The sequence below is a fragment of the Pseudomonas sp. genome, assembly GCF_002796985.1.
GTDB lineage: Bacteria > Pseudomonadota > Gammaproteobacteria > Pseudomonadales > Pseudomonadaceae > Pseudomonas.
In genome coordinates, this window is record NZ_PEKX01000013.1 from 17,671 (window position 1) to 44,386 (window position 26,716).

Below are 26,716 nucleotides of genomic sequence, written 5' to 3' on the forward strand. Positions count from 1 at the left end.
GCAATGACAGCGCCAGCTTATGGGTGATGACCGATGCAGGGCGCAGCCAGGCGCCGGCACGCCAGCGGCAAGGCTTGCCCTTACCGACCATGCGACGCCCTGGCGCACCCGTGATCGACTGGCCGCGAGGGTAGCAGACCGCCACTAGCTTGTAGGAAAAAACTTGCACGATCGTTCAGGAAATTCGCAATACCACTCATGCCCGCCAGAACGGTTTGGCGACCTCCAGCGCCACCTGGCGGCGTGTCAGGCCGATGTCCTCGATCAGGTGCGGATTGGCCCTGGCCATGCTGGCGAGCTGGCCGCGAACCCGGCTTCGCGCCTGCCAGAGCGCGAGCAGTTCCAGCAAGGCCGGCAGGCTGAGTGGCCGGTGCGAAGCTTCCGACAGCAGCAGGCGGGGAGTATCGTTCATGGCAACCTCCATTCAACTCGTGCCTCATGGGGCCGAGCATGGCGGTCACGCGTAGCGCCGTCCTCAAGCGGCGCCAAACACTTGCAAAAACTTGCAAAGGGGGCGTCATGCAGCGATCCCGTCTGGCTTTCGGCCCCTTCGTGCTGGACGGCCCTGCCGGCACGCTCAAGCGCGAAGACACCCCTGTCGCCGTTGGCTTTCGCGCGCTGAACCTGCTGCAAGCCCTGCTGGATCGCTCGGGCGAGATTTGCACCAAGGCCGAACTGCTGGACGCCGCCTGGCCGGGCCTGGTGGTCGAGGAAGGCAACCTCACCGTGCAGATCGCGCAACTGCGCAAGGTGCTCGGCGACGCGCCGGACGGCCGCTCGTGGATCACCACCGTGCCCCGTGTCGGCTACCGCTTCAGCAGCGCCGTACAGCGACTGGCGGACACGCCGCGTATGCCACCGGCGCTGCCGGAAGAACCCTCGATAGCCGTGCTGCCCTTCATCAATCTCAGCGACGACCCGCAGCAGGCTTTCTTCGCCGACGGCCTGAGCGAAGACCTGACCACCGAGCTGTCCCGCGTCGGCGGGCTGTTCGTCATCGCCCGCACCTCGGCCTTTGCCTACCAGGGCAAGGCCATGGACGTGCGCGAGATCGCCCGCGAGCTGGGCGTGCGCTACCTGCTCGAAGGCAGCGCCCGGCGTGCCGAGGCGCGGGTGCGGATCAATGCGCAACTGGTGGACGCCAGCACCGGCGAGCACGTCTGGGCCGAGCGTTTCGAGAGCCGGCTTGAAGGCCTCTTCGACCTGCAGGACCAGCTCACCGGGCAGATCATCCAGGCCCTGCTCGGCCACCTGCGCACGCCGCTGCCGCGCAATCGGCCGCGGAATCTGCAAGCCTACGAACTGTGCGTGCGCGCCCGCCAACTGATGGACGATTCACCGCTCGCCGCGCGCGAAGCGCACCTGATGCTGAGCCGCGCCATCGCCCTCGACCCGCAGTACGCCGAGGCGCGCCGCTGGCTGGCGATGAACCACTGGATGGGCTGGATACACAGCGGCGGCCCGACCCCGCTCGAACGCGAAACCGCCCTGGCGCAGGCGCGCGAGGCCGTGGCCATCGACCCCAACGATGCCGGCTGCCGCTGGAGCCTGGCCTACCTGCTGACCTACGAGCGCCAGTATGCGGAAGCTGACGCGCAGTTCCAGCGTGCGCTCGAACTGGACCCCAACGATGCCGACGCCTGGACGGCGCTGTCCGACGTCACGGTACTGGCCGGGCGCATCGACGAGGGCCTGGAGCACATCCGCCGGGCCTTTCGCCTCAACCCCTTCCCCGCCGGCTGGTACTACCTGACCCTCGGCCAGGCGCAGTACGCGGCGCGCGACTACCTCGGCGCCGTCCAGACCCTGCGCCGCGACGAGACCTACCGCAGCAGCTCGCGGCGCTTCCTCGCCGCCAGCCTGGCCCAGTTGGGCCGGCTGGATGAGGCGCGCGCGGAAACCGAGTTCTTCCTGGTCACCAATCCCCACTTCACCATCCGCCATTGGGTGGCGACCGAGCCCCTGCGCGATGGGGCGGTGCGCGAACATTTCGTCGAAGGCTTCCGCAAGGCCGGCCTGCCCGACTGAGCACGCGCATGGCCCCCGTAGGGCGGATAACGCTGGGAGCGTTATGCGCCCTACTCCTGCCCCCACGAATGGCCCCGTAGGGCGCATAACCCGGAACGGGTTATCCGCCATCGCGGCCATCGACACGCAGTTGTCATCCACGCCGGCTAACGTGCTCGCCCACCACTCGCCCCCGGCGCTGCCAGCAGACGGACCATGACGGTAGACACCAGCACCTCCCGCAAGCAGTTCCTGATCCGCTCGGAAAACATGACCGCCGACGATTTCGGCGACCTCTACACGAGGATGTTCGGCAACCTCTACTCGGGGCTGCCGCGCCCCGAAAAGCCCATCGCCATCGGTGGGGTCTATGGCCGCTACGAGGGCGTGAGCTTTCGCCGCCTGAGCTTTCACGGCGACCTGCTGAGCGCAATGCCGGACCTGGACGACGAGATCACCTTCATCTTCCCCAGTGCCGGGCGCATCGTCTTCAACCAGTCCAGCGACAGCGTCGGCCTTCCCAGCGTCGGTCTGGCCATGGAGAAGGCCTCGGTAAGCTCGGTGGGCTTCATCGACGGCCACGCGCACCACGGCTTGTCGGTACGCCGCTCGCTGTTCGCCAAGCGCCTGGCGACACTGCTGGGCCGACCGATCAGCCATAAAGTGCGCTTCCAGTCGCGCGTGGACCTGAGTAACGAGGCCTTCCAGGGCATCAAGGCGATCGTCGCCCTGGCCACCGGCAACGAGTTCGACCTGCTGATCAATTCCAGCGCGCTGATGCCGGCGCGCCTGCAGGAAATGCTGGTGGATTCGGTGCTGGAAATCTGGCCGCACAACTACAGTGACGCGCTCAAGCGCCCTGCCCCGCAGATCGCTCCGCGCCATGTGAAGCTGGCCATGGACTTCATCCAGCACTCCATTCAGGAGCAGCCCGATGTGATGGTCAGCGGCAGTGACCTGGCCGAACTGACCCATGTCAGCCTGCGCGCCTTGCAGGACGGTTTCCGCCGCTTCGTCGGCAGTTCCATCGTTGCCTACCAGCGCGAAGTGCGTCTGCAACGTGCCTATGACGCGCTGCGGCAGGATGGCGCGCAGTCGGTCAGCGAGATCTCCCTGGCCCTGGGCTTCAGCAACGTCGGGCGCTTCTGCCAGTACTTCCAGAACGCCTATGGCATGAGCCCGGCCGACCTGCGCCGGAACTTGCCGGTGACCGCGTAGGGCGGATAGCACCGTTGGCGTTATGCGCCCTATTCGCTCGCCGGTAATGATTCGACCGGCTCCGGTTCGCGAGCAAGCTCGCTCCTACAGGGTGTCTAGCTCTTCGTAGGAGCGAGCTTGCTCGCGAATATCTTCATCCACGCGCCTACTCGTTGCATGCAAACGGTGCCGATCAGCTGCGTAGGGCGCATAACCCGGAACGGGTTATCCGCCAACCGCCATGGCGAATAGCGCCGTTGGCGTTATGCGCCCTATTCGCTCGCCGGTAATGATTCGACCGGCTTCGGTTCGCGAGCAAGCTCGCGCCTACAGGGTGTCTGGCTCTTCGTAGGAGCGAGCTTGCTCGCGAATATCTCCATCCACGCGCCTACTCGTTGCATGCAAACGGTGCCGATCAGCTGCGTAGGGCGCATAACCCGGAACGGGTTATGCGCCAACCGCCATGGCGAATAGCACCGTTGGCGTTACGCGCCCTGCCCGCTCGCCGGTAATGATTCGACCGGCTCCGGTTCGCGAGCAAGCTCGCTCCTACAGGGTGTCTGGCTCTTCGTAGGAACGAGCTTGCTCGCGAATATCTCCATCCACGCGCCTACTCGTTGCATGCAAACGGTGCCGATCAGCTGCGTAGGGCGCATAACCCGGAACGGGTTATCCGCCAACCGCCATGGCGGATAACGCCGTTGGCGTTATGCGCCCTACTCGCTCGCCGGTAATGATTCGACCGGCTTCGGTTCGCGAGCAAGCTCGCTCCTACAGGGTGTCTGGCTCTTCGTAGGAGCGAGCTTGCTCGCGAATATCTCCATCCACGCGCCCTACTCGTTGCATGCAAACGACCCACCGCAAATTCCGCGACGGGCCGCTCTTGCAGCACGGTGCCGATCAGAACTGGTAGCTGGCCTTCAGGCTGCCACTGGCGCCGTGGCTACCGCTGCCGCCCAGCGCGCCCACTTCGGCGCCGACGCTGAACTCGCCCTGGCTGGCGGTCAGGCTGAACGCGCCGCTGAACTGGTCGCGGTTGTCGAAGGCGGCCTGCTGGGAAATATCCAGGCCCAGCAGGTGGCCTTCGCTGTCGACCTTGTAGTCACCCAGCGCGTGGTCGTAGCCCACTTCCAGGCCCGGCACCATCTGCCAGCCGCTGCCGAGCGCCGCCGGGGCGAAGGATGCCTTGAGGTTGGCGTAGGCACTGCGGCGGTTCTCGCTGACATCGTCGACATCCAGCGCCAGCTCGCTGCCCTTCTCCTGGAAGCCGTCCAGGTCGAGATGGCTGTAGCGCAGGCCAACGCTCGGCTCCAGGGTCACAGTGGAGACGGCGGTGCGATAGCCCAGCGCAAGGCTGGCGCCGCTGAGGCTGCCGCTGGTGTCACCCTTGGCCTTGCCCAGGCCACCGCCGATATCGCGCTTGCTGTCGTAGTCGAGCCAGCCGTAACTGAGGTTGGCGTCGACGAACAGGCCTTGTTCCAGGCCATCGAGGGCGAAGCGCGCACCGCCACGCAGGAAGGTCAGGTCAGTGTCCACGTCGCCACCGGCACCACCAACGCTGCCTTTGCTGTAGCCGAAGCCGGCGTTGCCGCTGAGCTGCTCGGAGAAACGCTGGGTCACGCCGATCAGCATGCCCTGGGTATGCTCGTTGCTGCTCTGCGCATTCGAGGTGGCGGAGTTGCCCTGGTAGCCGGCCAGCGCCGTGCTCCACAGGCGGGTCTGCCCGGTCTTCAGGTCGACGCCGCTGGCGTAGGGTGCCGCGGCGCGGTCGATCAGTGCAGCCTGGCGCAGCAGGTAGCTGGCCGCATCGGCATGCACCTGGCCACCGACGGTGGACTCGACGCCGCCGAGGGTTCCGGCGTCGATGGCCGATTGCAGGTAGTAGTTGTACGCGGTGTAGTCGCCGGAGAGGCTGCTGTTCTGCAACTGGGTCAGCAACTGTGCGCCGGCGGCGGCGTTGCCGGAGAGGCCTGCGACGCCCGGCAGGGTGCTGTAGTAGACCATCTTGCCGCGCAGCACGTAGAGGGTTTCCTGGGACAGGCCGAGGCCTTCCTTGAGGTAGTTGTCCATGCTGCCGTACTGCGCGGTGACTTCGTCCAGGCCCGCCTGCAGGAAGCTGGCCTGCACGCCCAGCAGCGGCTCGTAGATGGCCGCCATGCTCGCCGGCAGCATCGCCAGGGTCGCCTTGACCCGTGCTGCGGTGTAGTCGTTGGTGGCCAGGTAGTTGTCCATGATGGTCTGGCTGTCGACCCCGGCGATGCTCAGCAGCACGGCGGCGGTCCAGCCAGTGCGGTCCTTGCCGGCGGTGCAGTGGAACAGTGCCGCGCCGTCGGCTCCGGCCAGTTCATTGAACAGCTCGGTGAACTGGCTGCGCATGCCGGCGTCGCTGACGAAGGCACGGTTGGTCTGCTCCATCATCGCCACGGCCTGGGCGGCACTGGTGAAGGAGATGTTGGTGACGTTGGCGCCGGAAGTGGTGCTGCCGATGATGTCGATGTTGTGGTAGGTCGCCCCAGCCGGCAGGGTGTCCGGCGTGCCGGCGATCTCGCTGCTGGTGCGCAGGTCATAGACGTCGCTGATGCCCAGGCTGTTGAGCGTCGCCAGGTCCGAACCTTTCGGGGTCAGCGCGTTGGAGCGATAGAACACCCCGGAGCGCATCACGCCGTCGCTGGTGGTGCCCGCTGTACTGGTGAAATACGCGGTGGTGGTGCCGGCGATGTCGCGGAAGTTGTCGATGCCGGCCAGCCGCGGGGTGTCCAGGGTGTAGGTTTCGGCCGCGTGGGCACAGGCGATGGACAGGCTGAGCAGGGACAGTGAATAGAAGACTCGATGAAACACGATGTAGCCTCTTTGAGCTTGTTGGCGGGGCTACTATCGGTGGCGCTCGGGGACCCGAATGTGACAGTGGCGCGCCCTGCGCAAATGGGCGCGCGATCTGTCCGTGGGCTGCGTTTTCTGTCCGTGCGGCTAGTCTTCGCGGCGCCCGGAAGACTCGCGGTCGCGCGGGTAACGGTGCTTCGCAGGGAACGCCGGCAGCCAAGCCTCACGGCGGCAGGTCCACAGTTCGTAGGTGGGCTGAAACTGGTCGGGGGCGTCCAGCGAACCGAGGTTCACCTCCACTTCGTCGCCGCTGCGGCCGTACACCGAGGAACCGCAGCGCGGGCAAAAGTAGCGCCCGGCGTACTCGCGGGTTTCGCCGTCGATGTGTACGGCGCTCTCAGGGAAGATCGCCGAGCAGTGGAACAGCGCGCCGTGGTGCTTGCGGCAATCCAGGCAATGGCAGATGCCGACCCGGTAAGGCTGGCCAGAGGCCTCGATACGCACACTGCCGCACAGGCAGCCGCCGGTGATCTTGTCCATGCTCGTGCCTCCTTGATGGATTGGAGCTGGGGAGAGGGTGGTGGGCCAGACTCGACTTTCCGGCTCATGCGGCTTTTGACCTTGCCATCCCAGCCACAGGTCCTGTCAACCGACCGCGGCTATGGCCCGCCCCCGCCGATTTGGCCGTTTCGCGATATTCCTCGTCCGGATTGCGTGAGACAGCCGTCTGCGCCACGCCTAGCATAGGCCACCCAACACGAAGAACCCGGCGCGCCCTGCCCGCGCGCCCTACCTTGCTGCCCCGGAGTCCCATGTCTACCACCGCCTCCCCCCTGGCCACGCCGTCCGTGGCCAGCCAGGCCAGCCCCCTGGTCATGCGCGTGATCGGCGCCTGCGCCCTCGCCCACCTGGTCAACGACCTGATCCAGGCCGTGCTGCCGTCGATCTACCCGCTGCTCAAGGCCAACTACGGCCTGAGCTTCACCCAGGTCGGCCTGATCACCCTGACCTTCCAGCTCACCGCCTCGCTGCTGCAGCCCTGGGTCGGCTACCACACCGATCGCCATCCCAAGCCCTGGCTGGCGCCGCTGGGCAGCGTCTGCACGCTGGTCGGTATCCTCATGCTGGCCTTCGTCGGCAGCTTCCCGGCAATCCTGCTGGCCTCGGCACTGGTGGGCATCGGCTCCTCGACCTTCCACCCGGAAACCTCGCGCATCGCGCGCCTGGCCTCGGGCGGGCGCTTCGGCCTGGCGCAGTCCACCTTCCAGGTCGGCGGCAACGCCGGCAGCGCCTTCGGCCCGCTGCTGGCGGCAGCCATCATCATTCCCTACGGCCAGGGCAACGTGGCCTTCTTCGGCCTGTTCGCGGTGTTCCTCGTCGGTGTGCTCTGGGGCCTGAGCCGCTGGTACCGCAGCCACCTCAACCTGTTCAAGCTGAAAGCCGGCGGCGTGGCCACCCATGGCCTGTCCAAGGGCCGGGTCACCGCTTCCCTGGTGGTGCTGGCGCTGCTGGTGTTCTCCAAGTACTTCTACATGGCCAGCTTCACCAGCTACTACACCTTCTACCTGATCGAGAAGTTCGACCTCTCGGTGGCCAGCTCGCAGCTCTACCTGTTCGGCTTCCTCGGCGCGGTAGCGGCCGGCACCTTCTTCGGCGGCCCGGTGGGCGACCGCATCGGCCGCAAGGCGGTGATCTGGTTCTCCATCCTCGGCGTCACGCCCTTCACCCTGGCGCTGCCCTACGTCGACCTGTTCTGGACCAGCGTGCTCAGCCTGATCATCGGCTTCATCCTCGCTTCGGCCTTCTCCGCCATCGTGGTCTACGCCCAGGAGCTGGTGCCGGGCAACGTCGGCATGATCGCCGGGGTGTTCTTCGGCCTGATGTTCGGCTTCGGCGGCATCGGCGCGGCGTTCCTCGGCCACCTGGCCGATATCCACGGCATCGAATACGTCTACAAGCTGTGTTCGTTCCTGCCGCTGCTGGGCTGCCTGACCATCCTGCTGCCCTCGACGAAGAAGAAAGCGTAACCCTCCTGCCGCCGGCCCCGCGCCGGCGGCAGGCCCTTCGCCCGGCCGTTCGTGCGCGGGCAGGAATGATGGATCGTACAACGCGGCTCGCGGCAGTCACCGTGGTTCAGCATCGACGAGATGGCCTGCCGGCTCGTCAGCCCTCGCGGCGCTCCGGCTGGGTGGCGTGCACGAATACCGTGTAGGTATCGGCCGGGTGCGCCACGCCGGCCTGGTCCAGCGCGCGGGCAATGGAGCCTCGGTGGTAGGTGGCGTGATTGAGGACGTGGAAGAACATTTCCTCGCGGGTCAGGCTGCCGCTGCGCCCGTCAGTGAAGCGGAAGCGGATGACTTCCTGCGCGCACTCCGGCGTCAGCACGGCGAGCTGTTCGACGTACCACTGGCCAGACCTCAGCAGGCGCTCGCGCAACTCGTCGTAACCGGGCACCGCCTGGGTGTTGGTCGCCGGGTGCGGGTCGGCCTCGCCGTTCAACCGCGCGCGGAACAGGTCCTCGACTATCGCCAGGTGGTTGAGCTGCTGAAGAGCGAAGGCGTACTCATCGGGAAACTTCTCGGGGTCGATCAGAGCGACGGCATCCAGCACCCTGCGGTCCGACCAGCATTTGTAGGCGAAAGCCTGGGGCAGCATCGAAGGAACTCCTTCTCAGTGGAAAGCGGTGGCGCACTGTAGCGCAACCCGCTGCCCGGCAAGCTAGCCGGCGCCACCCAGCACGCCGGCTGTTATGCAGCCTCAATAACCGGCCTGGCGATCCACGGTGTGCAGCAGCTCGCGGCCATCCAGGTCGCGCAGGATGTTCTGCGCCACCACCGCCGCACCGCCTTCCACCTGCATGGTGCTGGCGATGTGCGGGGTGACCCACACCTGTGGGCGCGACCACAACGGATGGCCCTCGGGCAGCGGTTCGTGCTGGAACACATCGAGAATCGCCGCGCCGACCTGCCCCGCGTCCAGCGCTGCGACCAGATCAGCCTCCACCACATGCTCGCCGCGGCCGACGTTGATCAGCCCGGCGCCCCTGGGCAGTTGCGCCAGCGTTTCGCGGTTGAGGAGGCCGCGCGTGCTGTCGGTCAGCGGCAGCAGGTTGACCAGGATGTCGCACTGCGCCAGGAAGCTCGGCAGCTCCTCGGGGCCGGTGTAGGTCTTCACCCCGTCGATCTGCCGCGCGGAGCGGTTCCAACCCAGCAGCTGGAACTTCAGGTGACGCAGCTGCGCGAGGCAGGCCTGGCCCAGTTGGCCGAGGCCCATCACGCCGACCCGGCTGGTGGCAGCCGGGAGGATGCTCAGTGGCTCCCATACCTGCGCCGCCTGGGCGGCGCGGTAGGCCGGCATTTCGCGGTGCAGCGCCAGTGCCGACATCACCACGAACTCGGCCATGATGTCCGCCAGGGACTCGTCGACCATGCGCACCAGCGCCACCGATTCGGGGATCTTCGCCAGATCGAACTGATCCACCCCGGCGCCCGCCGCGAACAGCACGCGCAGGCCGGTGTAGCGCTCTAAATCGGCAACCGCCTTCCAGGTCAGCAGGTAGGTGACACGCGCCGGGTCGACCGCCTCGAAGCCTTCGACAAATTCAAGGTCGGGTATCTGGGCGGCCAGCAGGGCTCGCCATTTGTCCGCGTGTTCGGGTTCGGCGTTGTAAAGAAAGATCACGTCCTGTTCCTCGCTCTTGTTCTTCGCACGTCCGGCCAGTTAACCAGCCGGCCAGCACGAGGAACACCACGGGCAGCCGACTGCGGGCCCGCAGACCGAAGCGCCTGGCGCCCCCAAGACCCTCCCTTACTCCCTGCGCCACCATCTGCCGCGCCGCTCTTCGCGCATCAGTTTCGGCACGTCCGCCATTGGTACCCAATATTCGCCCTGCCAATCCAGCACCGCCACCGGCCGCCCTTCCCCCTTGGCCTGCAGACGCTTGGGTAGGCCCACAGCCGCCCGCCCCTGATCCCTGAGAACCGGCAGCACATGGCCCGTAAGCCATTGGCGCAACGCCCGATGCTCAGGGTCACGAAAACGGTTCAGCACGTAGAAAGCGCCATAGTCACTGACCAGCAGCACGTCTTCCTCCCCGCTGCCCGTCACCAGGCGCGCTTCGCGGAAAAGATCTTCATCCATTCGCAGGACATAGGCGTCGACCCGCTCGCGAATCAGATAGCCCAGCTCGCGGGCGACCAACCAGGGCTGGTTGTCGATCAGCACGCCGCGCAGGGAGCGGTTGTAGCGGTGAAAAACAGTGGGAACGTAGATGTCGTCCATGGAAGCTGACCCAGATGGTTGTGTATGGGAGCCTCCTCATCCGTCGCCAAACAGATTGGGAGGCGAAACCGTGCAGGGTTGGCGAACCGGCAACCATCATCCGGCAGACCCGAAGGTCTCCCTGCACGGCCCGCCATAGCAAAACACTGCACCCGCAAAAATACGGTGCAGGGCCTGTCAGCGCAGGTCGCGTGATTGGTTGAGACAGGTCGCCAAACCCGTTCCCCTGTCGCTTTCACAGGGGCCGGGCGAGGTTATGGGGAAGGTTTGCGCCGGTCAAGCGAGGACTGCTTGGCGTTTACCAGGGCGCTTTATCCCGCAGGAGGCTGCAACGGGAAGGTACGGTCCGCTTCCGCTCCGAAGCGGACCGTCGTATCGGGCAGCGATCAGCTGTCAGCCGCCCGACGTCCAGCCGGCACATCGAGCGCGCGGGCACCCTGTCGCCCACGCGCCTTGCCAGCGTTTTGCGTAGTGGGCGACAAGATGCTGCGCGTACTGGGTTCAGTCCGCGGTCTGCTCCACCGCCGGATCGGCGGCAGGTGCCGCTGGAGCGCTGGCTTTGGCCTTCGAACGATTTCGTCGGTCCTGGCTGCGCTGCCGCGCCGCTTGCTGCTTCGCATACTGCGCCTGGGCTGCCGTCACGGTGCCCACCGCTTGACCGTTCAAGTCCAGGCGCGGCGCATTCTCCACCATGCAGGCCCAGTATCGAGCGCCCCGGCACCAGGTAGCGATGCCCAGCTTGAGCTGTTCGCTGGTGACGCCAAGCAGCTCCAGGTGCAGCTCGGCATCCTTGAAAATGCCCTCCTTGAGCGGAACCTTGGGGGCCGGATTGACCGGGAAGGCCATTGGAAAGTGCTTCTGCAATCGCCAGATTGCTTCCACCGCGGGGTCCTGCTCACGAGGCTTCGCCTGTGGCGGGGATTTCCGCTTGGGGCGCACCGCGCTATCGGTCTTTACCTGCTCTTTTTCAGCCCGCAGGCGGTCACGTAGCTCAGCTAGTTGTTCAAAACCCATTGTTCAATTCACAGCTTCGAGGTTGATGGCGAGGCACAAGGTTATTCGATGCAGCCCTTCGGAGCACCTGAATCAGGATAAATCGTCGCTGATTTCCCGATGGCTGGCTGAAAACCGTGCCGCGATCAGCGCCTATGACGACCGCGCGCAAGCCCTTGGAGTGATCACGGCGCCTCTGGTTCCTCGGTGCCGCTACAAGCTGAAATAGCGGCCAATCAACGTCAATCCGCTGGCCAACACCAACCAGGTCACCAACCGTATGAAAGCCTCGCGGGACAGCCGCCGCATCAGCCGTCGCCCCGCCCAAAGGCCAACCCCCATCACCGGCAACAACGCCAGCGCAAGCATCAGCAAAGCGCTGTCGGCATACACCCCGGCCAACAGGAACAGCCCCAGCCGCACCACCGTACTGCAACTGATCAGCGCGCTCTGGGTGGCGCGGGCCTGTTCGCTGGAGGCCAGCCGCGCATTCAGGTACAGCGCATAGAGAAACCCTCCGCTGCCAAACAAGGCACCGAACAATCCGCCCAGCGTGCCCGCCGGCAGCGCCCACCAGGCATTCAATTGCTCGGGCCGTGCTTTCACCGCCAGGCTATAGAGCGCATAGCTGCTCACGAACAGCCCCATCAACAACAGCAACACAGCGGACTTCAGCTGCAGCAAAAACACCACGCCCGCGGTGCAGCCCACGGCCATGCACGGCAGCAGTCGCAGCAGTTCGTTTCGCGCGACCGCCTTGCGCGCGGGCAGCCAGTTGCCAAAGGCGGCGATGAAATCCAGCAATACCAAAAGCGGGATGATCCGCGACAGCGGCATGAAGTGAATCAGCACCGGCCCGGCTACCAGCGCCGTGCCGAAACCGGCAATGCCAAACACCACATAGGCCGCGGCGATACCCAGCCCGATGACCAGCCAATCGATGGTGGAGAAAGGCAGCAACGCAAGAACCGAAGCCAGCATGGGGAAACCCGTCGTGAAGGTAGGGGCACAGGTTAGCCAAGACGAAGCCATGCCGACTAATATGCAAAATTGCCAGCAGCCATCTCAAAAAGAGATTGCACCATGACCTCCATTCGCCAGTTGCGTTACTTCGTCGACATTGTCGAGTACGGGAGCTTTACCGCCGCCGCCGAGCATCTGTTTATCGCCCAGTCCGCCCTCAGCCGGCAGATCAAGGAGCTGGAGCAGCACCTGGGCACGCCGCTGTTCGAGCGCACCGCGCGCCAACCAAGGCTGACGCCCGGTGGCCAAGCCTTTTACGACCGCGCCCGCAAGCTGCTGGCCGATCTCGACAAAGCCGAGCGCCTGACCCGGGAAGTTGGCCAGGGCCTGCGCGGCAGCCTGCGCCTCAACCACTCCAGCACCGTGCCCATTACCGGCCTGTTGCTGGAGCGCATCGGTGCCTATTTGAACGACAACGCCGATGTTTCCCTTGAAATCGCCCAGCAGTCTTCCGAAGCCCAACTGCAGGACATCGCCGAAGGCAATCTCGATATCGGCTTGCTGCGTTTGCCGGTGCTGCGCCAACACGATGGCGTGGATATTCACCCGCTGTTCGAGGAACCCCTGTACCTCGCCGTTGCGGCGCAACACCCGCGCGCGCAGCTGGCTAGCGTGCAATTGGGCGAGCTTTGCGAAGAGCGTTTCATCTCCATCCCCCACGGCCAGCGTGGCGGCCTGAGCTATCAGTCCGCGGCGCTGTGCATGCAGGCCGGCTTCTTTCCCCGTGCTGCGCAAGTGGTGTCGCGCAAGACCACTCAGTTGCAATTGATCCAGGCCGGTTTTGGCGTGGCGCTATTGCCCGAGAGCATGCGCGCCTTGGCCCATGAGTCGGTGGTGTTCGTGCCGCTGGAAGATAAGGGCTGCATCACCACCGTGGCATTGGCGTGCGCACGCGGGAAGCGGGAAATGGCGAGGCAGTTTGTGCAGGTGATGAGGGGCGATGATGCAGGCTAGGCCCAGAGACGGAAGCTGGATGGGTGCGCTAGAGGTATGCCTTACCCGGCATCGAGCGAATCCCGAGCCCCCCCGGAACGGCTGGCCCGCCCGCTGGCGGAATTTCACCCCTGCGTATCGCAAACGCGCGGGGCATGTCGGGCACTGCCATTCTGCTGTCGGGGTGTTGCGACGCTTTAGGTTTGCACTGGCGCTTGTTGGCTTGCCAGCGAAGGGGAACCTTTGGATGCTACCGACTCTGAGCGGACTTCTCAGCCGCAGAATCAGGATGGCTCAAGGGGATACCGGCATCAAAGATGGCGACAGCAATATGTGTGCGAACTTTCAACTTCCCCAAGTGGCTTAGAAAAATCTGCATAACGCCATCCAGGAAGATAAAATCACTCACAGAAATCCTTGGATTTCAGGACGTGATTGGATATTGATAGCCATGCAAACGACGAAACGACCTGACCGCCCGCTTCTGGGCGTTGGTTGTCTGTCGAACCGGTTAGGTGCTCTTGGGCCAGGAGTCTTGAAACACGAACCAGGAAGCTTGGCTGCTGACATGAACATGCTTCTGCCTGGACGGCATGAAGGCCGTGTCCAACGTGCCAAGGGCTATCGAAACCCAATCGGAAAAATCCCCTTGGCTTTTTGACCAGAACAGGGACGAACCACAGTTGGCGCAGAACTGGCGTGTGACCCCTGCCGACGATGAGTAGGGCTTGAGCTCATCGTTGCCGGCCACGATCCGTAGATCACCGCGCGGCACGCTACCGTAGCTGGCGAACGCCGCACCGTGGCCTTTCCGACACTGGCCGCAATGGCAGTGGCTGACAGCCTTTGGTGGCGTTGCCACTTCATACCTGACAGCTCTGCACAAGCAGCTGCCTTGGAAAACTTCAGACATTTCGCCATCGATCCTTGAATGGGAGCGGCAGCTTAAATAGAGCGTTGCCGCATGTCGAACTGACGTTCCCATACTTCCGCTAACGACCCATAGCGGACGCCCGCTCAATGGGCGCTGCGATAAATGAGCCAGGTAATGAACGCTACGAATGGAGCGAATAGAACCAAGCCGCCGACCACGACTGCCCAGCCCCAGGCGAAGCCGCTTTCTCCCCTGAACCGGCCACCGCTCAGAAAGCGCAATAAGCGGACACCGATGCGGTGTGCCAGATAGCTGAGTATGAAGTCTTCGAGGAAGTCCATCTGATATCTAGGTGCGTGATTTCCAAGTGGGCGAATGGAGTAAAGCTCAGCTTTGAGGTGATCGGCGGTGGCCGCCCGCTTCTGGTCGATTTTTGCCTCTGACGAGAGGCCGCTACCGACCCAAAGCGGACGGCCCTCGCATCGACAACACTCAGCGCGCTTGCTTTGGCTGTCGCAACCACGCAAACAAGCGCAAGGCATCACTTTTTACCAGTAGCGCCATCGCCATTAAGCAGGCAGATGTCAGAGACAGCCCCTCAACAAGAACGGTGGGGTTGCTCTCCTGGTGGCTATGAATACGGACGAGTTGATGGAGGACGGTGCTCGCATACAGCTGAGTAGGGAAACACAGCAGGATCATGCAAGTTCGCCGAACGAAGACATGCAGCCGGCTCAGACGCGCCGGGACAATCGCCGGAAGCCAAACAGGTAGGCTGAATACGACCGCCATCGCCATCCAGACAGCAATGGCGCTCCGTGAAGTCTGCGGCTCGACAGCAAAAGTGAACGTGACCCCGAGGATTGCGAAATAGCCTCCGATGGCGCACGCGAGAAGCAGCAAGGTGATTCGGGCTGAGTTGGACATTTCTCTACCGACCAGCGAGAAGTGCTGACAAGTTGGCGAGTGAAGCACAGGTGCCATGTTTGCGCTGTGTTCAATGTCCGCTCCTGGGCGATAGCAGCCCCTGACGAGAGGCAGCTTCCGCCCCCACAGCGCACATGCCTGTGTGATTGGAACGAAAAAAAGGCGAAGCCACCTGGTTTCGCCTTTTTTGTCCTGGGCCGCGAGTGGGTCAGGTGAGGGACAGTGCCCCGGTCGACAGCAGATAGGTCGCATAGACGCCGGCACACACGACTGACAGCGCCAGGACGACTTCCACGGGTTTGAAGATCTGTGCGCCCTTCTCTTTCCGCGCCCAGATGTAGAAGGCGATGCCTAGCGCGTAGAGGATCATCGACAACAGCAGGTATTCCAGGCCGGCGGCATAGACCAGCCAGGCGCCGTAGAGAGTGGCCAGGGCGCCGATGACGATGTCGCGGGTAATCGCGCGGCCTTCACCGGCTTCGTAACCGTCCTTTTGCAGCGCCACTTTGAGGGCATACAGGCCGCTGAGGAAGTACGGAATCAGGATCATCGAGGTGGCCAGCAGGAGCAGCGCAAGGTAACCGGCCTGCTCGAAGTGGGCGATGATCAGGAACAGCTGGGTCAGGCCATTGGTGAGCAACAGGGCATTGACCGGCGCCTTCCTGGCGTTTTCCTTGCCGAGGAACTTCGGCATGGTGCCGTCCTTACCGGCGGTATAGGCGGTTTCGGCCGACAGCAGGGTCCAGGCCAGCAGCGCGGCACCCACGGAGACGATGAGGCCGATGTTCATCAGCGCGGCGCCCCAGGGGCCGACGGCAGCGGCCAGTACACCGGCCGTGGAGGGGTTCTTCAGTTGCGCCAGTTCCGGCTGCGAAAGCACGCCCAGGGACAGTACCGAAGCCGCGACGAACAGCAGGATGGAGACGAAGAAGCCGATCATGGTGGCCTTGCCGACATCGGATTTTTTCGCGGCGCGCCCGGAATACATCGAGGCGCCCTCGATACCGATGAATACCCAGGTGGTCACCAGCATGATGCCTTTCACCTGGTCCATCACCGAGCCGAGAGTGGCGTTGCCCCAGAAGTCGATCTTGAAGGTTTCGACCTTGAACGCGACGGCGACCAGCACGAGAAACATGACCAGCGGAACCAGCTTGGCGACGGTGCCGATCAGGTTGAGCAGCGCGGCGGTCTGTACGCCCCGGCAGATCAGGAAGTGCAGGCCCCAGAGCAGGATCGAGCTGATGATCAGCGCAGACAGCGTGGTGCCGTCACCAAAGAAGCCGAGAGCGCCGAAGGAGCCGAGCGCCGAGCAGATCACCACGTAGTAGGACACGTTGCCGATCCACGCGGAAATCCAGTAGCCCCAGGCGGAGTTGAAGCCCATGTACTCGCCGAAGCCGGCGCGGGCATAGCCATAGACACCGCCTTCCACTTCGCTCTTGCGGTTGGCCAGGGTCTGGAAGACGAAGGCGAGCATCAGCATGCCGACAAAGGTAATGCCCCAGCCGATCAGGATGGCGCCGGCACCGGCCTTGGCTGCCATGTTCTGCGGTAGGGAAAATACACCGGCAGCGACCAGCGCACTGACGACCAGTGCGGTCAGGGCCGGAAGTTTGAGTTTGCCTTCGGTCTGGGCAGTCGTGGCTGCCGAGATGGGTTTACTTGTGTCAACGGTCATGGAATTTCTCCTTAACCATATAAAGCGGGAGGTGTTCCCAAGTGTCAGTTAGAAGTAGCCGTACTGCTTTCCGACATATTCGGAGGTCATGCATTGCAATACGCCACTGTATCCAAGGGAGAAGTAGACAATATCTCCGACCTGGTACCCCGACTTGGAGTGGGTGGCATCCAGTATCAGATGATCCGAACTGGCTCCGAGGACTTTTACGCCTGGGTCAAGCGGTCTTAGTTGAGAAAAGGAAACATCCTGTTCACCAATCGCCCCAAGAGCACGATGGTGTACGCCGAGATTTTCGAAAACAGGTTTTCTACCCATCGCATCCAGTGCCGTGGAGTGTTCCGGAACGGAGGGTTTGTCTTTCAGTTCGATGATTTCCACGCCAATTTTCACGGCATCCTGGCGGGTATTGGGGATGGGCTCGTCATTCAGGCCGAAGCCCATGATCAGCGAGGCGCCGAGGCGCAGTTGGTTCACCCCTTCGGGCAGCCCACCATTCATGAGCAGGAACAACGCGGAGGAGCTGGCACCGGAGATGGTGCGCAAGCGGATGTTGAGTTCTTCCTCGATTTCCCGGGCCAGGTCGACCAGCACTTGCTGGTTCTCGGTACTGGGCTCCACCCCGCCGTAGCAGGCGAGGTTGGCGCCCAGCCCTTCCAGCACAAGGCCCGGCAGCTCCTCGTGGACGAGGCGAGCCAGACGTTTGGTTTCCCTCGGGTCGATGCAGCCTTCGCGCAGGTCGCCCAGGTCGTGCATGAGGATGACCCGGTGCTTCTTGTGCTGGGCCACCGCCGCGGCGGAAAGCGCACGGAGGGTATGTTCCTCGGAGTTCAGGGAAATATCGGCGTAGGCAACTATCTCGTGCGTCATGCTTATTTGCGGAAGGCGCAGCAATAGTTTATCGACCGGCAAACTGGCAATCTTCTTCAGGTTCTGAATTCTGGAGTCAGCGATGGTTTTGACGCCGCCTTCGATCATCGCCTTGGCGACATTCGCCGCTTCGCAACTCAGTTTATTTACACCAATAGGTTCAACGCCATGTTCTCGACAAAGTTCGATCATTGCGCGGGTGTTGTCGCGAATGACTGCCAGGTTGACGAACAGGCACGGAAAGTCCTAGGCTCTCATCGTCAGTCTCCTTACATGAGAAGCTGGTTACTTTGATGGGTGGCCGGGCCAGGAGGGAGGTGGTCAGGTCGCCTGAGTCTGTCCACTTGGTTGCCAAGGGCGACAGGCTATGTTGATGAGAAGAAGATTACTCTCTTGTTTTTGTCGTGATAGTGCGACTGTGCGGCGACTTGATTTGCAGCAATATCCCCAATTCCAAATATTGACGCCAAACAATGGTTTTCAGGCGCACGCCAAGTCGGGCTCTGCTAATTCCGTTTCATGCTGTACTGCGAAAAGGCAATCCAGGTAGGTCGGAAAGAAGTTCAAGCGTCAAGGGAAAATCAGCCCTCGCCGGCGCGATGAACGCCTACCCGGCATCACCGCGCAGTGCCTCTCCCAGCGAGATCTTGTTCGAGACATTGAGCTTCAGATAGCACTGCTGAAGGTAGCCCCGGACCGTGGCCGGCTTGAGCCCGAGGTCGCGGGCGATCTCCTTGTGTGAGCCACCGGCCGCATACGCGCGCGCCACCATTTCCTCCCGGCGTGTCAGCCCCAGGCTGACACGCAGCTGCAGGCTCAGGTGGCAGCTTCCGTCCTCGCCCTGGGAGACCGAGACATCCAGCGTGCGCCCCTGCCACTCCCCTGCACCGAGATGAACCATACCGAGCAGCGCACTGGGCAAGTGCCCGCCAAACCACTCGGGAAACTCCGCCATCAGCACCTGGCAGAAAGCGGGCGTGGCCTGCTCCAGCCAAGCCTGTTTGCTCACGGTTGCGGTCAACTGGCGGGCATTGGCCTGCTCGCTTGGCGACGTGGCCAGCGCCTGCTTCTCCTCGGCCAGGAACAGATGGGGAATCAGCAACTCGACCAACGCGCGGTCGTCTTCGGTGAACAGCGGTAGCGAGTCGTCGCGGTAGATCGATAGAAAATGCACCAGCCCTGTGTCCCGCACGGGTATCGCCGTCGACAGGGCTGACGCAATGCCGTAGCTCGCGTCGAAGTCCTCCGGCGCCTCGTAGCTGCTGTAACGCACCGTGACGCCGGGATGCTCGATGACGGTGTGCGCCAACTCGTCGAGCTCGGCGCTGCAGAGCCAGTCATCGGCGAATCCGGCGGGGAGTCGATGCAGATAGCTCTGCAGCACCTGGGGTGAGCCACCTCGCAAGTGCGCCACTCCCCACCACGCGGCGCTGATGGGCAGGTGCTCCTCCAGCAACGCCAGGGCGCTGCTGCGGAAACTCTCCAGCGTCGACTGTGCGGAGAGTCGGTGCCATGCCAATAGCAGAGAGGACAGCGTTGCGAGTTGCATGTTGTCGCGGGCCCTTCCCGAGCCGGTGACAGGATGATCGGCCGATTCTACGCAGCTGACTTTGGCGCGCCTACATCGATTGCCCAGTGCATTTGCAGGGTTGGCGGCGCCCCGCTCTCTTGCTGAACTGGCGCCTCGCGCTCCCACGACGCTGGTTGAGCGGACAACAACAAGAACCGTGAAGGAAACAGGAAAGCTATGAACGTGAGAACCCGTGGCATCACGACGCTGTTCGTTGCGTCAGTTTCGGCAATCGGTGCGCTCAGTGCCTATGCCAGCACCGAAGGAGCCACTCCGGCGGCACTCGAACAGCCGCTGCCGGACCCGAAGAACCTTTTCTCCTGGACGACCGAGGAAAAGGTCGCCGGGTTCAGCCATAGCGCCAACCTGTACGGCACCGAGGCCTTCCGGCGCGGCACCGATGTGCTCGCCCTGCCCGCCGCAAGCGCGGCCCTGAAGGCTCGGGCGCAGGCAGTCACCTATCAATACGGCAGCAGCGCCGATGGCACCGCCAAGCGTGACAACACGGTCGACGACTACATGGCCCACAGCAAGGCCACCGGCCTGCTGGTGATCAAGGACGGTGCCGTCGTCCTCGAGAAGTACGCAATGGGCGTCAACGCCGCCACGGTCTGGGACAGCAAGTCGGTCGGCAAGTCGGTCGCCTCCACGCTGATGGGCGTCGCCATCAAGGATGGCCAAATCAAGAGCCTGGACGACACCGTCGAGCAGTACATCCCCGAGCTCAAGGGGTCCGCCTACGAAGGCGTCTCCCTGCGCGACATGCTGCGCATGAGCTCCGGCGTGAGTTGGGACGAAAACTACCTGGACCCGGAATCCGACATCGTGGCGCAGCTGGGTTGCCAGCGTGACGAGGCCGACACCGCGGGCTGCATGCTCAAGCTCATGCAGCAGTTGAAACGCAGCGTGGACCCGGCAACGGGCAAGCCTGTCGCACCGGGTGAGGTCTTCAACTACAGCACCGGGGAGGCCTACCTGAGCGGCCTGGTGGTGCAACGGGCCACCGGGAAAAGCCTGGCCAAATACCTTGAACAGAAGATCTGGCAACCCTTCGGCATGGAGGCCGATGGCAACTACTGGACCTCAAACGGCGTGTCCTTCGGTGGCGGCGGGTTCAATGCGACGCTGCGCGATTACGGCCGCTTCGGGCTGTTCTTCCTCAACAACGGACGCCTGCCCAATGGCTCGGCCGTGCTGCCGGACAACTGGGTGCGGGACGCCACGACCTGGACTCTGGCCTCGGCCGAACCTGGCGTGACGGATAACGGCCAGTACGGCTACATGTGGTGGTTCAGCCCCGCCTACGAGGATGGCGTCCACCAGCCAGCGCCGCTGTTTGCCAAGATTGGCGCCCCGCTGCAAAACACCACCAACCCGGCCGGGGCGGTGCCGATCCAGGGGCGCCCCGCCATTCAGGGGCTGCCGGGTTCGGTGTCCGACTGGACGTTCGCGGCGATCGGGGTGTTCGGCCAGATGATTGCGATCAACCAGAAAGAGAACCTGGTCGTCGTCCAATGGTCGGTCTGGGACAAGCCCGATCCGACCTGTTGCGACGCCTCGGAATCGGGCTATATCGCCAGCAACCCCTACGGTGAAGAGTCGACCTTCCTGAATGCCGTGATCAGCGCCTTGCATTGACGCGCGCACAGGGGGCCGGCAACGGTTGTTCGAACAGAACGTCTGTTGAGTGCGCCCCCTGCCCTTTCACCCCCAGCGGGATTGCAGATGCCTGACATCCTCCGCGTGAAACTCCAGGGCCTGCCCGTCCGCCGGAATCAGCAGACGCTCCTGCATCCCCCTTGCACTGGCCGCCTGGCGTAACTCATCGCGGGTTACCGGGCAGTGGTTGATGGCCTCCAGGTGGTTGGCAATCACCACGCCTTCGCTGAGCGCCGTGAATTCCAGTACCTCGTCGCGCCCCATGATGATGTCCCCACCCAGGTCGAAGCTGGCCCCGCCGGCCGGCACGACGCTGACCTGCGGACGGCAGCGGCGGACGAAATCGCGAATGGCCGGCGTCAACACCGTATCGCCTGCCAGGTACAGGCTGGGCTCCCCAGGCAGCTCGATCAGATACCCGCTGCCGTGCTCCATCAAGCTGCCCACCCAGCCTCGGCCATGCTGGCAAGGCACGGTGCGGATCGTGCCATTCAGGAACGCCACTGGCGCCTCGTGCCCTTCGGCCAGAGGCTGCACATTCAGCTTGCGACGGGCCAGGTACGGGGCGTCGTACGGGGTACAGATGACCGGTATGTTGCGTGCCCGCAACCAGCGCTCTGCCGCCCGGTCCAGGTGGTCGAAGTGGCCTTTCTGGCAGTGCGTGATGAGGCAGTGAGTCACTGACGCCAGCGCGGACTCGGCCACCACCGGCAACTCGACGGTGGGGTTGCGCTGCCGCCCGGCGAACAGCCGCAGTGAGGGCAGCGTGCCTTTACCGGCCAGCATCGGATCGACTAGCACGCGATGCGCACCCAGTTCGAGGATGAGTGTTGCGTTGCGGATCTGCTGAATCTTCATCATGAGCCCCTGTTCAGTGAGAGCCTCATGGTGCCTGTGCGCAGATGCGTCCATAATGGCAGTCTTTGACACATTTGATTCAATTCAAGCCATGACCAAACCACTGAGCGTTGGCCTCCTGCTGTTCCCTGGCTGCATGCCCGCCGGGCTGCTGGCCTTCGGCGATATGCTGCACGCCGCCAACCGGCGCACCGGACGGGCACTCTTTGCAACGCACTACGTTGCCCTGGCGCGTGGTCCCGTCGAATGCGCCCACGGCATGCTGCTGAACGCGAGCCTCGGGCTTGCCGAAGCGAAAATCGATGCCCTGCTGATTCCAGGATTCTGGGCCGAGTCCGCTGAACAGGTGGCCGCCACTCTCGAAGCCAACGCGCCATTGCTCAGAGCACTGGCGCGACTGAACAAGCAGTGCAGCCTGTGGAGCTATTGCACCGGCGTCAGCCTGGTCGCTGCGGCCGGGCGTCTGGCGGGCAACGACGCGACGGTGACCTGGTGGCTGGCCGACACCTTGCGTACGCGCTTCCCCGATATCCGCTGGCAAACCGAGCGGCACTGCATCTTCACCGCGCACAGTGCGACAGCCAGCGGCGTCAATGGCTACCTGCCGATTGCCCAGGCACTGCTCGAACGAAACCTGAACCAGACGGAGTTCCACGACCTGATCCGCCTGATGGTGCTGCCTCGGCCGATCCAGGCGCATGACGCCTTCCAGGCCATCAGCCTGATCGAGCAGCCCAGTGACTTGCTTCGGCGTCTGCACACCCTGGTCCAGCGGTTGCCCGCCGAGCAGATCACCCTCCAGAAGCTCGCTGGCGAACTGGGCCTGTCGGAGCGCACCCTGGCGCGCAGAGTCGGCTCCGAAACCAGCACCTCCGTGGCCGCCTACGCCAGACGCATCAAGCTGGGCCAGGTTGGCGAGCGCTTGACCTTCACCGCGGCGCCGATCAAGTCGATCAGCCACGAACTGGGCTTCAGCAGCGAATCCAACCTGCGCAGGATGTTCAAGGAACTGACCCAGTTGACGCCCGCCGAGTACCGCGAGCGATTTTCCCGCTACTGACGCTGCGGTGCTCCGGCGGGCGTGTCGCAAAAGAACAGGCGCCTTGCCGGAGCATGCGCCGCCATTCCCCGTTACCGCCCTCGCGCTCGCCGGCCGCCGCGCCGCTCACTAACGAGCGGTCGCGCCCTCATTCATCAGGTAAGTCACCAACTGCCGCGCGTGGGAAGTCAGGGCGTCCCAGCTCGGCACGCAGATGCGCAATTCGCGGGTCGCCCAGGCGTCCTCCAGCGCGACCACCACCACCGGCAGCTCCTGCGCGAGCCGCGTTGCCGCGGCCTCGGGCAGCATGGCCACCCCTACCCGCTGGGCGACCAACTGGGCGATGGCGTCGAAACTCGGTGCGCGCACGCGCACCTTCAGGGGCAGCGCATTGCGCACCGCCATCGCCTCGACGAAGCGTTGCATCGCACGCTCGGCGGGCAGGCAGACGAAAGCGAAGCCCAGCGCATCGCGCAGGCTGGGCAGGTGCTGGCTGGCCAACGGGTGCTCCTGCGGCACCAGCAGCACCAGCTTGTCGTGGCGAAACGGCAGCGATAGCAGGCCCGCGGTGGGCAGGTTGCCGTCGTACACACCGATGTCGATCTCGCCATTCTGCACGGCGCGCAGCACGTCCTTGCTGTTCTGCTCGATCAGTTGCAGGTCGACTTCCGGATAGTCCGCCAGGAACGGCCCCAGCGCGGTGGGCAGGAAGGTGCTGTTGGCCACGGTGGAAGCCGCCAGGCGCAAGGTGATGCGGCGCTCGCCGTTCAGCTCCTGCAGGGTGTCCTTGAGCTGCCGCGCCTCTTTGAGCACACGCTGGCTGGCTTCCAGTACCAGCCGTCCGGCCGGGGTGAGTGTCATGCCGTCGCTGCGCCGCGAGAACAGCGAAAGCCCGCAGCGCTCCTCGAACAGGCGCAGGCGATTGCTCGCAGCCGAGACCGCCACCGGCACCGAGGCTGCCGCCTTGCTCAGGCTGCCAGTGCTGGCGATGGCGGCGATGAGGCGCAGGTCGGCAAGGTCGAAATGCATGTCGCGTTCTCCAAAAACGAAAGTGTTGTTCGCGAAGTAGCGATTCTAGCGAAACAGCCTTATCTCTAGAATAAAGCCTTTTCCCTGCCTTGCAGCCGCACCGCCATGAATAGCCTGACCTCCCTCTACCAGCGCAGCCTGCACAACGGCGTGCTGTTTGCCGTGTTGTCCGCCACCGGTTTCAGCCTCAAGGCGGTGTTCGTGAAGCTCTCCTACGCCGCCGCGCCGGTGGATGCGCTGACAGTGCTGGCCATTCGCATGGGGCTGGCGCTGCCGCTGTTCCTCTGGCTGATCTGGCTGAGCAGGAGCCCGGACCAGCCGCGCCTTTCGCTGGCCGACGGGGTGCGCATCCTGTTGCTCGGGCTGTTCGGCTACTACCTGTCCAGCCTGTTCGACTTCTACGGCCTGCAGTACATCAGCGCAGGCCTTGAGCGCTTGATCCTGTTCACCTACCCCACCCTGGTGCTGCTCCTGCAGATGGGCGTGACCCGTGAACGACCGGACTCCCGCACGCTGGCCGCGATGGGCCTGTGCTACCTGGGCCTGGGCATCGCCCTGGTGCACGACATCAAGGTGGAAGGCGGCAATGGGCAGATCCTGCTGGGCGCCCTCTGGGTGTTCGCCAGCGCCGTCACCTACGCCCTGTATTACATGGGCACGGCGGCCGTGGTGCGCCGTGTCGGCTCGATGCGCCTGGCCGGGCTGGCCGGTGGCGCTTCATCGGTCATGGTGCTGGTCCACTACGCCGTGAGCGGCGACGTGCAGCAACTGGCGACGTTGCCTGGCGCAGTGTGGCTGCACGGTTCGCTGATGGCGCTGATCTCCACCGTGCTGCCGATCTACTGGATGGCGCTGGCCATCCAGCGCATGGGCGCCACCCACGCCGCCGCCTTCGGCAACCTGGGGCCGGTGCTGACCGTTTTCGCCTCGTGGGCACTGCTCAACGAGGCGATCTCGATCTACCAGTTGGCCGGCCTGGCGCTGGTGCTCTTCGGCGTGTCGCGGCTGTCCGGTGGCAAGGCTGCGAAGCCCCGGAGCGCGCCGAAACAGCAGCCCGAGGATGGCCGGACCTCGAGCTGATTGCCCGCTGCTTTCGACCGTTTCCAGCGCCTCTTCGGGGGCGCAGAACGCTCGGAGCCCGTGGGCGTTACAATGGCGCCCGCACCGATCCCCCGGATCGGGCACGCCCGGAGCCCGCTGCAGATGTTCACCCTGGTAAATCTCGACACCCCGCCGCCCGAATCGCTGAAAAGCCAGGTCCTGCAAATGGTGGTGGACTATTTCAGCGACGTCAGCCCGGTGCCGCTGACGCCCAGCAACCCACTGTTCCAGCTGTACCAGTACGTGATCGGCTACGAGGTGCACCTGTACCTGCAGGCCATGGACAGCGCCCAGGACAGCACGGCGCGGCTGATCCTCGCCCTGGATGACGAAGACCCTTCCCAGGTGCTGGGTTTCGCCCTGTACCTGCCGAGCCCGGACGATGCCGAGGCCTGCACGCTGGCCTACCTGGCCGTCCAGGCCAGCCACCGTCGACACGGAATCGCCCGCGCCCTGCTGCAGGAGATGATTCGTCACCGGCCCCACGCCGAACTGGCGTGCGCCGCCAGCAAGGTGCCGACCTTCGAATCACTGGGGTTCCAGGTGCTCGCCGCGCAAGGCCCACACGTGCTGCTGAACACCCGCGACCACCGTTCCAACGGCATGGTGGCGGTGCAGGACCTGGCGCCGATCTACCAAACCAAGGAAGTGCGGCAGATCCATACCTACCTGGTGCAGCAGAACGGCAGGAAGGCCATGAGCGAGGCGGAAAAGAAGCGTGACCGCCTGCTCGACCAGATGGCCTACCAGGCCCGGACACTGGTGAGCGAGCGCTTCCCGACGATTCACTGAGCAAGGGAAACGACGGCCAACGCCCGCCTCTACTGGAAGCGCACGAAGGTGGCGCCCTCAGGGCGACTTGTCGGCCAACGCTTCCAGAAGCTCGGCGGAAGGCACGAAGAACAGGCTGCCCGTCACCGCCTTGCTGTAATCCAGCAGGCGATCGTAATTGCCCGCCGGGCGGCCGACGAACATGTTCTCCAGCATCTCCTCGATCGGTGCCGGGGAGCGCGCATAGCCGATGAAATAGGTGCCGAACTCCCCTGCCCCGGGCCGGCCGAACGGCATGTTGTCACGGAGGATCTTCACCTCCTGGCCGTCCTTCTCCAGGGTGGTCAGCGAACTGTGCGAACAGCTCGGCTTGACCTCGTCGCCCAGCTCGATATCGGCCAGCTTGGTGCGGCCGATGATGCGTTCCTGGGCTTCAGTGGACAGCTGATTCCAGCCGGTCATGTCATGCAGGTACTTCTGCACCAGCACGTAGCTGCCGCCGGCGAAGTCCGCATCCTCGTCGCCAATCAGGGTGAAGTGCGGCACTTCACGGCCTGCCGGGTTCTCGGTGCCGTCGACGAAGCCAATGATGCTGCGCATGTCGAAATAGCGGAAACCCTGGACTTCATCCACCACCGTGACCGCATCACCCAGGCGCGCCACCAGTTGCGCGGCCAGCTCGAAACAGAGGTCCATCTGCTCAGCGCGGATGTGCAGCAGCAAGTCGCCGGGGGTGGAAACGGCAACCCGCTCGCCCGTGCCGATTTCACGGAAGGCATGCAGGGAAGCCGGACGCGGAGCGCCGAACAGCGCATCCCAGGCCGCCGCGCCGAAACCCACGACACAGGACAGGTTGCCGGTCGGCACACGCTTGCCGACCGAACGCACCAGCGCGGCAGCGTCCTCGCAGAGCGCGCGCACCGGGCCCCAGTCCTTGCCCGGCGTCAGGGTGGCGACCAGGAAGATCGCGCTGCGGGTGATCGGGCTGTCGACTGCCTGCGGTTCGGGGGATTCGTTGAGCATCATTGGTCTGCGCCATCATCGAAATGGGAGGATCAGATTATCAAAGCAGGCATCCGCCGA

Annotated in this window: 25 protein-coding genes; 8 read left to right on the plus strand and 17 right to left on the minus strand. The window is 64.1% G+C overall.

Features of this window, described 5'->3' with window-relative positions; genetic code table 11:
* Positions 1-196 precede the first annotated feature (196 nt).
* Positions 197-412 carry a hypothetical protein gene (locus CTR55_RS19080; protein ID WP_296288419.1) on the minus strand — a complete coding sequence of 72 codons (216 nt, stop codon included), beginning with the start codon at positions 410-412 and terminating at the stop codon, positions 197-199.
* A 107-nt stretch (positions 413-519) separates the two neighbouring features.
* Here CTR55_RS19080 and CTR55_RS19085 point away from each other — a divergent pair, with 107 nt between their 5' ends.
* Positions 520-2,028 (plus strand): winged helix-turn-helix domain-containing tetratricopeptide repeat protein, encoded by a 1,509-nt coding sequence (locus tag CTR55_RS19085; protein WP_296288420.1) that lies wholly within the window; start codon positions 520-522, stop codon positions 2,026-2,028.
* Positions 2,029-2,223: 195 nt separating this feature from the next.
* Positions 2,224-3,225, plus strand: coding sequence for a helix-turn-helix transcriptional regulator (locus CTR55_RS19090; protein ID WP_296288422.1), 1,002 nt, complete (start codon positions 2,224-2,226; stop codon positions 3,223-3,225).
* An 879-nt stretch (positions 3,226-4,104) separates the two neighbouring features.
* Here CTR55_RS19090 and CTR55_RS19095 read toward each other — a convergent pair.
* Positions 4,105-6,042 carry a tyrosine-protein phosphatase gene (locus CTR55_RS19095; RefSeq protein WP_296288424.1) on the minus strand — a complete coding sequence of 646 codons (1,938 nt, stop codon included), beginning with the start codon at positions 6,040-6,042 and terminating at the stop codon, positions 4,105-4,107.
* 129 nt (positions 6,043-6,171) lie between these two features.
* Positions 6,172-6,564 carry a GFA family protein gene (locus CTR55_RS19100; protein ID WP_296288426.1) on the minus strand — a complete coding sequence of 131 codons (393 nt, stop codon included), beginning with the start codon at positions 6,562-6,564 and terminating at the stop codon, positions 6,172-6,174.
* 272 nt (positions 6,565-6,836) lie between these two features.
* On the opposite strand from CTR55_RS19100, the gene CTR55_RS19105 reads away from it, so the two are divergent.
* A complete protein-coding gene (locus CTR55_RS19105; RefSeq protein WP_296288427.1) occupies positions 6,837-8,051 on the plus strand; it encodes an MFS transporter in 1,215 nt (404 codons plus the stop codon).
* Between the two features lie 136 nt (positions 8,052-8,187).
* Here CTR55_RS19105 and CTR55_RS19110 read toward each other — a convergent pair whose 3' ends face one another.
* The 5 genes from CTR55_RS19110 to CTR55_RS19130 form a co-directional block, all read right to left on the minus strand.
* Entirely contained in the window at positions 8,188-8,679 is a 492-nt protein-coding gene (locus tag CTR55_RS19110; RefSeq protein ID WP_296288428.1) for a DinB family protein, read from the minus strand.
* Between the two features lie 102 nt (positions 8,680-8,781).
* Entirely contained in the window at positions 8,782-9,705 is a 924-nt protein-coding gene (locus CTR55_RS19115; protein WP_296288430.1) for a glyoxylate/hydroxypyruvate reductase A, read from the minus strand.
* A 126-nt stretch (positions 9,706-9,831) separates the two neighbouring features.
* Positions 9,832-10,305, minus strand: a complete 474-nt coding sequence (locus CTR55_RS19120) for a phage antirepressor (protein WP_296288431.1) — start codon at positions 10,303-10,305, stop codon at positions 9,832-9,834.
* Positions 10,306-10,806: 501 nt separating this feature from the next.
* The gene (locus CTR55_RS19125) at positions 10,807-11,319 is read right to left on the minus strand and encodes a ProQ/FinO family protein (protein WP_296288432.1); all 513 of its coding nucleotides are present in this window, start codon (positions 11,317-11,319) and stop codon (positions 10,807-10,809) included.
* A gap of 192 nt (positions 11,320-11,511) precedes the next feature.
* Entirely contained in the window at positions 11,512-12,279 is a 768-nt protein-coding gene (locus tag CTR55_RS19130; protein WP_296288435.1) for a sulfite exporter TauE/SafE family protein, read from the minus strand.
* A gap of 102 nt (positions 12,280-12,381) precedes the next feature.
* On the opposite strand from CTR55_RS19130, the gene CTR55_RS19135 reads away from it, so the two are divergent.
* Positions 12,382-13,275 (plus strand): LysR family transcriptional regulator, encoded by an 894-nt coding sequence (locus tag CTR55_RS19135; protein WP_296288436.1) that lies wholly within the window; start codon positions 12,382-12,384, stop codon positions 13,273-13,275.
* Positions 13,276-13,765: 490 nt separating this feature from the next.
* On the opposite strand, the gene CTR55_RS19140 is transcribed toward CTR55_RS19135, so the two are convergent.
* The 6 genes from CTR55_RS19140 to CTR55_RS19165 all read right to left on the minus strand — a co-directional run bounded on the left by CTR55_RS19140 (position 13,766) and on the right by CTR55_RS19165 (position 19,155).
* A complete protein-coding gene (locus CTR55_RS19140) occupies positions 13,766-14,167 on the minus strand; it encodes a GFA family protein (RefSeq protein ID WP_296288438.1) in 402 nt (133 codons plus the stop codon).
* A gap of 104 nt (positions 14,168-14,271) precedes the next feature.
* Entirely contained in the window at positions 14,272-14,469 is a 198-nt protein-coding gene (locus tag CTR55_RS19145; RefSeq protein ID WP_296288439.1) for a hypothetical protein, read from the minus strand.
* Between the two features lie 151 nt (positions 14,470-14,620).
* The gene (locus CTR55_RS19150; protein ID WP_296288440.1) at positions 14,621-15,055 is read right to left on the minus strand and encodes a hypothetical protein; all 435 of its coding nucleotides are present in this window, start codon (positions 15,053-15,055) and stop codon (positions 14,621-14,623) included.
* Positions 15,056-15,263: 208 nt separating this feature from the next.
* Positions 15,264-16,736, minus strand: coding sequence for an arginine-ornithine antiporter (gene arcD / locus CTR55_RS19155; protein WP_296288443.1), 1,473 nt, complete (start codon positions 16,734-16,736; stop codon positions 15,264-15,266).
* A gap of 48 nt (positions 16,737-16,784) precedes the next feature.
* On the minus strand, positions 16,785-17,840 hold the full coding sequence (locus tag CTR55_RS19160; protein ID WP_363711300.1) for an alanine/ornithine racemase family PLP-dependent enzyme: 1,056 nt from the start codon (positions 17,838-17,840) through the stop codon (positions 16,785-16,787).
* A gap of 373 nt (positions 17,841-18,213) precedes the next feature.
* Complete coding sequence (locus CTR55_RS19165) at positions 18,214-19,155, minus strand: helix-turn-helix domain-containing protein (RefSeq protein WP_296288445.1); 942 nt, start codon at positions 19,153-19,155, stop codon at positions 18,214-18,216.
* A 198-nt stretch (positions 19,156-19,353) separates the two neighbouring features.
* Here CTR55_RS19165 and CTR55_RS19170 point away from each other — a divergent pair, with 198 nt between their 5' ends.
* Complete coding sequence (locus CTR55_RS19170; protein WP_296288446.1) at positions 19,354-20,814, plus strand: serine hydrolase; 1,461 nt, start codon at positions 19,354-19,356, stop codon at positions 20,812-20,814.
* Positions 20,815-20,880: 66 nt separating this feature from the next.
* On the opposite strand, the gene CTR55_RS19175 is transcribed toward CTR55_RS19170, so the two are convergent.
* Entirely contained in the window at positions 20,881-21,693 is an 813-nt protein-coding gene (locus CTR55_RS19175) for an MBL fold metallo-hydrolase (protein ID WP_296288448.1), read from the minus strand.
* Positions 21,694-21,784: 91 nt separating this feature from the next.
* Between CTR55_RS19175 and CTR55_RS19180 the strand changes: the two genes are divergently transcribed.
* On the plus strand, positions 21,785-22,753 hold the full coding sequence (locus CTR55_RS19180; RefSeq protein ID WP_296288450.1) for a helix-turn-helix domain-containing protein: 969 nt from the start codon (positions 21,785-21,787) through the stop codon (positions 22,751-22,753).
* Between the two features lie 108 nt (positions 22,754-22,861).
* Here CTR55_RS19180 and CTR55_RS19185 read toward each other — a convergent pair whose 3' ends face one another.
* Complete coding sequence (locus CTR55_RS19185) at positions 22,862-23,761, minus strand: LysR substrate-binding domain-containing protein (protein ID WP_296288451.1); 900 nt, start codon at positions 23,759-23,761, stop codon at positions 22,862-22,864.
* A gap of 105 nt (positions 23,762-23,866) precedes the next feature.
* Here CTR55_RS19185 and CTR55_RS19190 point away from each other — a divergent pair, with 105 nt between their 5' ends.
* The gene (locus tag CTR55_RS19190; protein WP_296288453.1) at positions 23,867-24,841 is read left to right on the plus strand and encodes a DMT family transporter; all 975 of its coding nucleotides are present in this window, start codon (positions 23,867-23,869) and stop codon (positions 24,839-24,841) included.
* A 123-nt stretch (positions 24,842-24,964) separates the two neighbouring features.
* Positions 24,965-25,654, plus strand: coding sequence for a GNAT family N-acetyltransferase (locus CTR55_RS19195; protein ID WP_296288455.1), 690 nt, complete (start codon positions 24,965-24,967; stop codon positions 25,652-25,654).
* 57 nt (positions 25,655-25,711) lie between these two features.
* On the opposite strand, the gene CTR55_RS19200 is transcribed toward CTR55_RS19195, so the two are convergent.
* Entirely contained in the window at positions 25,712-26,656 is a 945-nt protein-coding gene (locus CTR55_RS19200; RefSeq protein WP_296288457.1) for a Dyp-type peroxidase, read from the minus strand.
* Positions 26,657-26,716 lie beyond the last annotated feature (60 nt).